Raw genomic sequence first — 11,945 nt, 5'->3', positions numbered from 1 at the left:
CGGTCCGGTTCGCGGACGGCGTGCGGGCGTTCGCCGACGCGGGGGTGGCCCGCCTGGTGGAGCTGGGCCCGGACACCGTGCTGACCGCCCTCGCCGCCGAGGCGCTGGGGGAGCGGGCGGAGGAGTTCGCCCTGGTCCCGCTGCTGCGCAGGGACCGGCCGGAGGCGGCGGAGCTGATCGCCGCGATGGGCCGTTTGTACGCGGGCGGACTGGCCGTCAACTGGGAGGCGTTCTACGCGGGCACCGGTGCGCACCCTGTCGACTTGCCGACGTATCCCTTCCAGCGCCGCCGCTACTGGCTGGCCGGCGCCCGCGCGCACGACGGCGCCGGCGCGGGTCAGACGGCCGCCGACCACGGACTGCTCGGCTCCGTCGTCGCGCTGCCGGAGTCCGGCGGTGTGGTGTTGACGGGGCGGCTGTCCGTCGAGGCCCAGCCCTGGCTCGCCGACCACCGGGTGCACGGCGCGGTCGTCGTGCCGGGCACGGCGTTGGTGGAGATGGCGATCCGCGCCGGTGAGGAGGCCGGGTCCCCGCGGCTGGCGGAGCTGACCCTGCACGCCCCGCTGGTCCTGCCCGACGCCGGCGGCGTCGCCGTACAGGTCGCCGTCGACGGCCCCGACGACGAGGGCAGGCGCGTCCTGACGATCCATGCCCGTGACGAGACCGCCGGCGTGGACGGTGCCTGGGCGCGGCACGCCACCGGCGTTCTCGACGACCGGCCGGCGTCCGGTAGTCCCCAGGACCTCACCGTATGGCCCCCGGTCGGCGCCGAACCGGTCGAACTGCAGGACCCTTACGCCGCGCTGGCGGACATCGGCTTCGGCTACGGTCCGGCGTTCCGCGGGCTGCGCGGTGTGTGGCGGCGCGGTGAGGAGTTGTTCGCGGAGGTCGCGCCCACCGAGCAGGCGGGGATCGACCCCGCATCCTTCGGCCTGCACCCGGCGCTGTTTGACGCCGCCCTGCACGCCCAGTTGCTGGCCTCCGACGACGACGCCCCCGCGCTGCCCTTCGCCTGGACGGGAGTACGGGTGTACGCGCCCGGCGCGTCCGTGCTGCGAGTGCGGCTGCTGCCCCGCGGCGAGCGGGCCGTGGCCGTGGACGTCGCGGACGCCACGGGGGCGCCGGTCGCGTCCGTCGAGTCGCTGGCGGCGCGGCCCGTGGAGGCCGGCCGGTTCGACCAGCGCGGCGGCGGCGACCTGTTCCGGCTCGGCTGGGAGGCGCTGCCGGGATTTGACGGCGCGCCCGCGGACGCGGCGGAGCCGGTGGCCCTGGTCGGCCCCGCGGCGCCCCGGCTGCGCGCGGCCTGGGACGGCGCCGGCGACCCCGCTTGCCACGACGACCTGACCGCCCTCGCCGCGGCGGTGGCCGACGGCACCCCCGCACCCACCACCGTCGTCCTCACCGCCACCGCCACCGCCACCGCGCCGCCCGTCCCCGCGACCGAACCGGCCACCCCGGACGACGACACCACCCCGGCCACCGTCCGTGCCGTCATCGGCGACACCCTCACCGCCCTGCGCACCTGGCTCGCGACACCCGCGTTCGGCGGAACCCGGCTGGCCGTCGTCACCTGTGGCGCCGTCACCACCGACCCCGCGCACCCGGCCGACCTGCGGACCGCCCCGTTGTGGGGGCTGGTCCGCGCCGTCCAGGCGGAGCATCCCGGCCGGATCGTCCTCGTCGACCTGGACGACATGGCCGACGCCCCCGGGTTGCGCGCCGCCCTGGCGTCCGGGGAGCAGGAGAGCGCGGTACGCGCCGGCGCGCTCCTCGTACCACGCCTCACCCCGGCCACCGCGCCCCGCGCCGACTCCGCGGCGCTCGACCCGGCGGGCACGGTGCTCATCACCGGCGGCACCGGCGGACTCGGCGCCCTGCTCGCCCGGCACCTCGTCACCGCGCACGGCATCCGCCACCTGCTGCTCACCAGCCGACGCGGGCCCGACGCCGACGGCGCTGCCGCCCTCGCCGACGAACTCGCCGCGCTGGGCGCCGCACCCCGCGTCGTCGCCTGCGACGTCGCCGACCCGGCGGCCCTGGCCGCCCTCCTCGACAGCGTCCCCGCCGACCGGCCGCTGACCGCCGTGGTGCACGCCGCCGGCGTCGCCGACACCGGACTGGCCGAATCCCTCACCGCCGAACGGCTCGACGCCGTCCTGCGGCCGAAGGTGGACGGCGCCTGGCACCTCCATCAACTCACTCGGGACCGTGACCTGGCCGCCTTCGTGCTCTTCTCCTCCGCCGCGGGTACCGTCCTCGGCGCCGGGCAGAGCGGGTACGCCGCGGCGAACGTGTTCCTCGACGTGCTCGCCGAGCGGCGCCACGCCGCCGGACTGCCCGCCCAGTCCCTCGCCTACGGCGCCTGGTCGGGCGAGGACGGACTGGCCGCGCTGCTGCGCGACGCCGACTGGCGGCGTCTCGAACGGCTCGGCCTCCCGGCACTCACCCCCGCCGAAGGGCTCGCCCTGTTCGACGCGGCGCTCGCCTCGCCGGACGCAGCCGTCCTGCCGCTGAAGGTCGACCGGCAGGCGCTGCGCGCCCGCGCCGACCAGGTGCCGCCGGCACTGCGCGGACTGGCCCGCGGCCCCGCCGCCGCGCGGCGCGCCACCGGCGCGGGGGAGGAGCGGGGCGGGCTGGCGCGACGGCTGGCCGCACTGCCTCCCGCGGAGCGTGCCGCGTTCCTGCTCAACGGGGTGTGCGCGCACGTCGCAGCCGTCCTCGGGCACGCCTCGGCGCTCGCCGTCGATCCCGAACGGGCTTTCCAGGAGATGGGGTTCGACTCCCTCGCCGCCATCGAACTGCGCAACCGGCTCGGTACGGCGGCAGGTGTCGACATCCCCGCCACCGTTGTCTTCGACCACCCCACCCCGGCCGCCCTCGCCCGCTACCTCGGCGGCCGGATCGACCCCGGGCAGACGGACCCGGTCGAACCGGTGCTCGCCGAGATCCAGCGGCTGGAGGCCGTCCTCGACGCCCTCGCCGCCGCCCCCGCCGACCCCACCGCGGGCCCAGGCCGGCCCGGCGGGCCCACCGTCGGCCGGGCTCGGGTCACCGCCCGGCTCGACGCCCTGCTGCGCAAGTGGCGCACCGCGGACGGCGGCCCCGGCGAACTCGCCGACACCGAGGACGACCTGCGCACGGTCTCGGACGACGAGCTCTTCTCCGTACTGGACGACGAATTGGGCAGGTCATGACCGAGCACGCGGCGATGAACGAAGACCGGCTCCGCGACTACCTCATCCGCGCCACGGCCGACCTGAAGCAGACCAGGCGGCGGCTGCGCGAACTGGAGGCGCGGGACGACGAACCGGTGGCGATCGTCGGCATGGGCTGCCGCTACCCCGGCGGAGTCGACTCACCGGAGGCGCTGTGGCGGCTCGTCGACGACGGCGTCGACGCCATCGGGCCCTTCCCCGCCGACCGTGGCTGGGACGTCGAGCGGATCTACGACCCGGAACCGGACCAGCCGGGCCGCACCTATGTGCGCACCGGCGGCTTCCTCTACGACGCGCCCGCGTTCGACGCGGACTTCTTCAGCATCAGCCCCAAGGAAGCCCGGCGCACCGACCCCCAGCAGCGGGTGCTGCTGGAGACGGCCTGGGAGGCCGTGGAACGCGCCGGTATCGACCCCCAGTCGCTGGCCGGCAGCGCCACCGGCGTGTTCGCCGGGGTGATGTACCACGACTACCACGGCGGCAGCCCCGGCGGCAGCCTCGTCTCCGGGCAGGTGGCGTACAGCCTGGGCCTGGTGGGGCCCGCGGTGTCCGTCGACACCGCCTGCTCTTCGTCGCTGGTCGCCATCCACCAGGCGATGCGGTCGCTGCGGGCCGGCGAGTGCACTCTCGCACTGGCCGGCGGTGTCACCGTGATGGGCACGCCCGACATGTTCGTGGAGTTCAGCAGACAGCGAGGGCTGGCGCCCGACGGACGCGTCAAGGCGTTCTCCGACGACGCCGACGGCACCTCCTGGGCGGAGGGCGTGGGCGTCCTCGTCCTGGAGCGGCTGTCCGACGCACGCCGCAACGGGCGTACCGTCCTGGCCGTCCTGCGCGGCTCCGCGGTCAACCAGGACGGTGCCAGCAACGGCATCACCGCGCCCAACGGCCCCTCCCAGGTCGCCGTCATCGAACGCGCCCTGGCGGAGTCCGGACTCACCCCCGCCGACGTGGACGCCGTCGAGGCGCACGGCACCGGCACGGCGCTGGGCGACCCGATCGAGGCGCAGTCCTTGTTCGCCACGTACGGCCGCCGGCACACCGCCGAGGAGCCCCTGTGGCTCGGCTCGCTGAAGTCCAACATCGGGCACGCCCAGGCGGCGGCCGGAGTCGCCGGCGTCATCAAGATGACGCAGGCCCTGCGGCACGGGACACTGCCCAGGACGCTGCACGCGGAGCGACCCAGCACCCACGTCGACTGGTCCTCGGGCACCGTCCGCCTGCTGGCCGAGCCGGTGCCGTGGCCGGGCGGCGGCCGGCCCCGCCGCGCCGCCGTGTCCTCCTTCGGCATCAGCGGCACCAACGCCCATGTCGTCCTCGAGGAGGCACCCGACGACGGCGACGGCGCCCCGGTGCCCGGACCGCCCCTCACCGCGCCCCTCGTGCTGTCCGCACGCGTCCCCGAGGCGCTGCGCGACCGCGCCGCGCGGCTCGCCGACCGCCTCGGCCACGACCCGGCCCCCGCCCTCGCCGACATCGGCGCCTCACTGGCCACCACCCGGTCGGCGCTGGAGCACCGCGCCGTCGTCATCGGCCGCGACCACAGCGAGCTCACCGCCGGCCTGCGGGCGCTGGCAGCAGGCGGGACCCCGGCGGGCACCGTCACCGGCGTCGCCGACGTCCGTGGCAGGACCGTGTTCGTCTTCCCCGGCCAGGGCTCCCAGTGGACCGGCATGGGGGTGCGCCTGCTCACCGAGTCGTCCGTCTTCGCCGACCGGCTGGAGGAGTGTGAGAAGGCCCTCGCCCCCTACACCGGCTGGTCGGTCACCGCCGTGCTGCGCGGCGAGCCCGGCACCCCGCCGGCCGACCGGGTCGACGTCGTCCAGCCGGTGCTGTGGTCGGTGATGGTGTCGCTCGCCGCCGTCTGGGAGTCGTACGGCATACGCCCCGACGCGGTCGTCGGCCACTCGCAGGGCGAGATAGCCGCTGCCTGCGTCGCCGGGGCGCTGTCCCTCGACGACGGCGCCCGGGTGGTGGCGCTGCGCAGCCGCGCGATCGGCGAGATGCTCGGCGGCCTCGGCGGCGGCATGCTGTCCGTGGCGCTGCCCGAGGCCGAACTCGCCGCCAGGCTGGAGCGCTTCGCCGGCCGGATCTCCCTCGCCGCGGACAACGGCCCCCGCTCGGTGGTGCTCTCCGGAGACGGCGCCGCCCTCGGCGAGCTGCGCGACGAACTCCAGGCCGTCGGGGTACGCCGGGTCAAGCGCGTCGAGGTCGATTACGCCTCCCACTCCGCCCACGTGGACCGGCTGCGGGAGCGTCTGCTCACCGACCTCGCCCCCCTCGACCCGGGCCCCGCCCGGATCCCGATGCTGTCCACCGTCACCGGCGCCTGGGTGGCGGCCGGCGACCTGGACGCCGCGTACTGGCACGAGAACCTGCGCCGCACCGTCCGGTTCGCCCCCGCGGTACGGGAGCTGGCCGAGCGCGGCCACGCCGTGTTCGTGGAGGTCAGCCCGCACCCCGTGGTCGCCCTCAGCGTCCAGGAGACGCTGGAGGACGCCGCCCACCCGACGGTGGTGACCGGCACCCTGCGCCGTGACGAGGGCGGCCTCAACCGGTTCGCCGCCTCCGCCGCCGAACTGTACGTCCGCGGCGGCAGCCCCGACTGGACCCGGTTCTTCCCCGGCGGGCGCACCGTCGACCTGCCCACTTACCCCTTCCAGCGCACGCACTACTGGGAGGCGTACACCACCCCGCTCGAGCAGGACGCCGACGCGCCCGGCACCGGCCGCGCGCACAGCGCCTTCTGGGACGAGGTGGCCCGCTCCGACGCCGACGCCCTCGCCGCCCGCCTGGGCACCGGAGCCGCCCCGCTGCACGAGGTGCTGCCCGCGCTGAACTCCTGGCACCGGCGGCAGAGCGAGGACGCCGTCGTCGACTCCTGGCGCTACCGGGTGGTCTGGCAGCCCGTCCCCGCGCCGCCGAAGCGGCAGCCGACCGGCACCTGGCTGCTCGTCGTACCCCCCGGCCTCGACGCCGAAGCGGACCGTATAGCCGACGGGCTGGCCGCGCTCGGCGCCAGGCCGCTGCGGATCGAGGTACCCGGCACCGACCGCGCGGACCTCACCGCACGGCTGCGCGCCCTGACCGACGGCACCGCCATGGTCGGCATCCTGTCCCTCCTCGGCCTCGACCCGCGGCCCGAGGCCGACTGCCCCGGCCTGCCGTTCTCCGCCGCCACCACCCTCACGCTCCTCCAGGCCGCCGACGACGCCGGGCTCACCGCCCCGTTCTGGGCCGTCACCCGCGGCGCGGTAGCCGTGGACCGTTTCGAGGACGTCGACCCCGCCGCGGGCGCCTTGTGGGGAGCCGGCACCGTGCTGGCGCTGGACCGCCCCGACACCTGGGGCGGCATGATCGACCTGCCCGGCGGGGCGCTGCCCGTCGCGGAACTGTGCGCCGCCCTCACCGCCGCCCCCGGCGAGGACCAGTTGGCGCTACGCCCCACCGGTACCTTCGCCCGCCGTCTGGTACGCGCTCCCCTCGACGGCGCCGCACCCGACCGCCCCTGGTCCCCCCGCGGCACGGTGCTGGTCACCGGCGGCACCGGCGCGATCGGCGCCCAGGCCGCTCGCCGGCTCGCCACCGCCGGCGCCGAGCACCTGGTGCTCACCAGCCGCCGCGGGCCGCGGGCCGACGGTGCCGAGGCCCTGGCCGCCGAGCTCACCGCCCAGGGCGTGCGGGTGACCCTCGCCGCCTGCGATGTCTCCGACGGTGACGCCCTGGCGGCGCTGCTCGAGTCCCTCCCCGCCGAACCGCCGCTGACCGCCGTCGTGCATACCGCCGGTGTGCTGTCCGACGAGCCGCCGCTCGCCGCGTACCCGGCCGGCGACTTCACCGCCGTCTGCCGGGCGAAGGTCGCCGGCGCGGCGCACCTGCACCGGCTGCTCGGCGACCGGCCGCTCGACGCGTTCGTGCTGTTCTCCTCCGGTGCCGCCGTCTGGGGCACCAAGGGCCGCCCCGCGTACGCGACGGGCAACGCCTACCTCGATGCCCTCGCGCAGCACCGCCGCGCCCGCGGACTGGCCGCCACCTCCATCGCCTGGGGCTCCTGGGGCGGCGGCGGCATGGTGTCCGGCGAGGCCGCCGACGCGCTGCGCCGGATGGGACTGGCGGAGATGGACCCCGCCCGGGCGCTGGACGCGCTGGAAACGGCCCTCGGCCACGGCGAAGGGCACCTCGTCGTCGCCGACATCGACTGGGAGCGCTTCGCGCCCGTCTACGCCCTCGCCCGGCCCCGCCCGCTGCTGGCCGACCTGCCGGACGCCTGCCGCGTCCTCGACGGCGGCGACGACACGGGCACCGGGGCCGCCGCCGGATCGGGCCAGTTGGCCGACCGGCTGGCGGGCCTGTCCGCCGTGGAGCGCGACCGCGCCCTGCTGGACCTGGTCCGCACCCAGGTCGCCGCCGTCCTCGGCCACGACGGGCCCGCGGCCGTTGACCCCGGGCGTGCCTTCAAGGAGGCCGGATTCGACTCCGTCACCGCCGTCGACCTGCGCAACCGGCTCTCCGCCGCGTCCGGTCTGCGGCTGCCGACCACCGTCGTCTTCGACCACGTCACCCCCCGCGCGCTGGCCGGTCACCTCGCTGCCGAACTGTCCGGCGAGGACGCCGCCACCGCCGAACCGGTCGCCGCCCAGCTCGACCGGCTGGAGACGCTGCTGACCGGCCTGCCGCGCGAGGAGATCGAACGCAACGCCGTCACCGCCCGCCTCCAGGCGCTGGCCGCCCGGCTCACCGACGTCCTCGCCGAGGACGGCCGCCCCGACTTGGCCGAACGCCTCGACACCGCCACCGCCGACGACCTCTTCGACCTGATCGACCGGGAGTTCGGCACGGGCTGACCCGTACCCCCGGCACCGGACCCACCGCGTCCGCCCGCCGTACCCGCCCGGCCGGCCGGGCACCGCCCCACGTGCCGCGCCGGCACACCCGCCCGGGTTCCGCCCCGGACCGACGACCGAGTGCATCGAGTAAGAGGCTGAGATGGCTACGAGCGAAGAGAAACTCCTCGATTACCTCAAGCGTGTGACTGCCACCCTGCACGAGACCAGGGAGCGGCTGCGCGAGGTCGAGTCCGCCGGCCAGGAACCGATCGCCGTCGTCGGCATGGCCTGCCGCTACCCCGGCGGCGTCCGCTCGCCCGAGGACCTGTGGCGGCTGGTCGACACCGGCACGGACGCGATCGGCCCCGGCCCCGACGACCGCGGCTGGCCCGCCGGCGACGGCCGCGGCCTCGCGGGCGGCTTCGTCCACGACGCGGGCGCCTTCGACGCCGCGCTTTTCGGCATCTCGCCGCGCGAGGCCCTGGCCATGGACCCGCAGCAGCGCCTCGTCCTCGAACTCGCCTGGGAAACCTTCGAACGCGCCGGGATCCCTCCGCTGTCGCTGCGGCGGGCCCGGGCCGGCGTGTTCGTCGGCAGCGGCTCCCAGGACTACTACGAGGACCTGATGGACACCGCCGAGACCCAGGTCGTCGAGGACTACCTGGCCACCGGCACCGCCGCCTCCGTCATCTCCGGCCGGGTCGCTTACACCCTCGGCCTGGAGGGACCCGCCCTCACCGTCGACTCGGCCTGCTCCTCCTCCCTCGTCGCCCTCCACCTCGCCGCGCAGGCGCTGCGCCAGGGCGAATGCACCCTCGCCCTGGCCGGCGGGGTGATGGTCATGGCCACCCCGAGCCCGTTCGTGGCGTTCGGCCGGCAGAACGGCCTCGCCGCCGACGGCCGCTGCAAGGCGTTCTCCGACGACGCGGACGGCACCGGCTGGGCCGAGGGCGCCGGCCTGCTGCTGCTGGAACGGCTGTCCGACGCCCGCCGCAACGGCCGCGAGATCCTCGCCGTCCTGCGCGGCTCCGCCGTCAACTCCGACGGCGCCTCCAACGGCCTCACCGCCCCCAACGGCCTCTCCCAGCAGCGGGTCATCCGCCAGGCCCTCACCAACGCCCGCCTCACCCCCGCCGACATCGACACCGTCGAGGCGCACGGCACCGGCACCACCCTCGGCGACCCCATCGAGGCGCAGGCCCTCCTCGCCGCGTACGGCCAGGACCGGCCGGCCGAGCACCCGCTGTGGGTCGGCTCGGTCAAGTCGAACATCGGGCACGCCCAGGCCGCGGCCGGTGTCAGCGGCGTCATCAAGACCGTGATGGCGCTGCGCCACGGACGGCTGCCCGCCACCCTCCACGTCACCCGCCCCACCACCCGCGTCGACTGGTCCGCCGGCGCCGTCCGGCTCCTGACCGAGGCCCGCGACTGGCCCGACACCGGCCGGCCGCGCCGGGCGGGCGTGTCCTCCTTCGGCGTCAGCGGCACCAACGCCCACCTCATCCTGGAACAGGCCCCGGCCGACGAGGAACCGCCCGCCACCGACGCCCCCGTCCGCGCCTGGCCGGCCGGAACCCCGCTGCCCTGGCCCGTGTCCGGACACACCGCGACGGCGCTGCGCGCCCAGGCCCGCGCCCTCGCCGACCACCTCGCCGCCGGGCCCGAAGACCTGCCCGCGGCCCTGGACCTCGGGCACGCCCTCGGCACCACCCGCTCCCCGCTCGACCACCGCGCCGTCGTCCTCGCCGAGGACACCACCGCCGCCCTGCGGGCCCTCACGGCCCTCGCCGACGGCAACGACACGCCCGAGACCGTGCAGGGCACCGCCAAGGACGGCCTGACCGCGTTCCTCTTCCCCGGCCAGGGCACCCAGCGCCTCGGCATGGGCAGCGAACTCGCCGCCGCCTTCCCCGTGTTCGCCGAAGCCTTCGACGAGGTGTGTGCGGCGTTCGACGGCCGGCTCGACCGCCCGCTGCGCGAGGTCATCGACACCGACGCCGACGCCCTGGACCGCACCGGCTACGCCCAGTGCGCCCTGTTCGCCGTCGAGGTCGCTCTGTTCCGGCTGCTGCGCTCCTGGGGCATCACCCCCGACCTGCTGCTCGGCCACTCCGTCGGCGAAATCGCCGCCGCCCACGCCGCCGGCGTCCTCACCCTCCCCGACGCCTGCCACCTCGTCGCCGAACGGGCCCGGCTGATGGAGGCGTTGCCCGAGGGCGGCGCCATGGTCGCCGTCGCGGCGACCGAGGACGAGGTGCGGCCGCTGCTCACCGAACGCGCCGGCATCGCCGCCGTGAACGGCCCGTCCTCCGTCGTCCTGTCCGGCGACGAGGACGCCGTCCTCGCCCTCGCCGACCACTTCCGCGCGCAGGGCCGCGGCGTACGGCGGCTGCGGGTGTCCCACGCGTTCCACTCCCACCACGTCGACGGCATGCTGGAAGCCTTCGGCCGCGCCGCGAAGGAGGTCTCCTACGCGCCGCCCGCCATCCCCGTCGTCTCCGACGTCACCGGCCGGATCGCCGCCGCCCAGGAGATCTGCTCCCCCGAGTACTGGACCCGCCACGTCCGCGAGGCGGTCCGCTTCCACGACGGCGTCCGCACCCTCGCCGACGAGGGCACCGTCCGCTACGTCGAGCTCGGCCCCGGCGGCGTGCTCACCGCCCTCGTCGCCGAAAGCCTCCCCGACGCCGGCGTCGTCCTCGCACCCGTCCTGCGCAAGGACCGCCCCGAACCCGCCGCGGCGCTCGCCGCCGTCGCCCGGCTGCACGTCAGCGGCCACACCCCCGACTGGGCCCAGGTGTACGCCGGACACGGAGCCCGGCCCGTACAGCTGCCCACCACCGCCTTCCAGCACCAGCGGTACTGGCTCGCCACCCGCGGCGCCCGCGGCGCCGTCGCCGCCGCCGGACTCGACCCCGCACCGCACCCGCTGCTCGGCGCCGCCGTCACCCTCGCCGACGCCGGCGGGGTGCTGCTGACCGGAACGCTGTCCACCGCCACCCAGCCGTGGCTGGGCGACCACCGGGCCGGCGGCCACGCCGTCCTGCCCGGCACGGCGTTCCTCGAACTCGCCGTCGCCGCCGGCGACAGGGCCGGCTGCCCGCGCGTCGCCGAACTGGCCCTCGGCGCGCCCCTGCTGATCCCCGACACCGGCTCGGTCACGCTCCAGATCGCCGTCGGCCCCGCGGACGCCTCCGGACAGCGCTCCGTCGCCGTACACGCGCGCCCCGGCGGCGCCGCGCCCCACGAGCCGTGGACCACCCACGCCACCGGAACGCTCGCCCCCGCCGACGGCCACCTCGGCACCCCGCTCACCGCCTGGCCCCCGTCGGACGCCGCACCCGTGGACCTGGACGGGCTGCACGACGCGTTCGCCGACGCAGGCCTGCACTACGGACCGGCCTTCCACGGCCTCACCGCCGTCTGGCGCCGCGGCGACGACGTCTACGCCGAGGTGCGGTTGCCCGACAGCGCCGCGCCCGAGGCCGCCCGGTACGGCCTGCACCCGGCCGCCCTCGACACCGCGACGCACGCCCTGCGGGCCGCCGTCGGCGACGGCGACGCCGCCGGCCACGTGCCGTTCTCCTGGACCGGCGTGGAACTCCACGCCTCCGGCGCCGACCGGCTGCGCGTCCGCTTCACCCCTGCCGGCGACGACGCGTTCACCGTGTCCGTCGCCGACGCCGAGGGCGCGCCCGTCGCCACCCTGGAGCGGGCCGCCTTCCGGCCCGTCACCGCCCGCGACATGGCCGCCGCCACCCGCCGCGACCCGCTGTACGAGCTGCGCTGGCAGCCCATACGGCCCGACACCGCCCCGCGCCCGCTCACCGTCGCCGACTACACCGACCCCGCCGCGGCCGCGGCCGACGCCGCCGTCCTGCGCGTCCCCGGCGGCGACGACCCG

The 11,945-nt window shown here is 76.7% G+C and carries 3 protein-coding genes; all 3 read left to right on the top strand.

What is annotated here, in order from left to right; genetic code table 11:
- A partial coding sequence (locus JL475_RS36125) for a type I polyketide synthase (protein ID WP_202282431.1) occupies positions 1–3,194 on the top strand: 3,194 nt, incomplete at its 5' end.
- On the top strand, positions 3,191–8,059 hold the full coding sequence (locus JL475_RS36120) for a type I polyketide synthase (RefSeq protein WP_202282430.1): 4,869 nt from the start codon (positions 3,191–3,193) through the stop codon (positions 8,057–8,059). The genes JL475_RS36125 and JL475_RS36120, both read left to right, overlap by 4 nt.
- Positions 8,060–8,201: 142 nt before the next feature.
- A partial coding sequence (locus tag JL475_RS36115; protein WP_202282429.1) for a type I polyketide synthase occupies positions 8,202–11,945 on the top strand: 3,744 nt, incomplete at its 3' end.

It is taken from the genome of Streptomyces sp. M2CJ-2 (genome assembly GCF_016757295.1).
Classification (GTDB): domain Bacteria; phylum Actinomycetota; class Actinomycetes; order Streptomycetales; family Streptomycetaceae; genus Streptomyces.
This window is presented reverse-complemented; position numbering and strand designations above follow the sequence as displayed.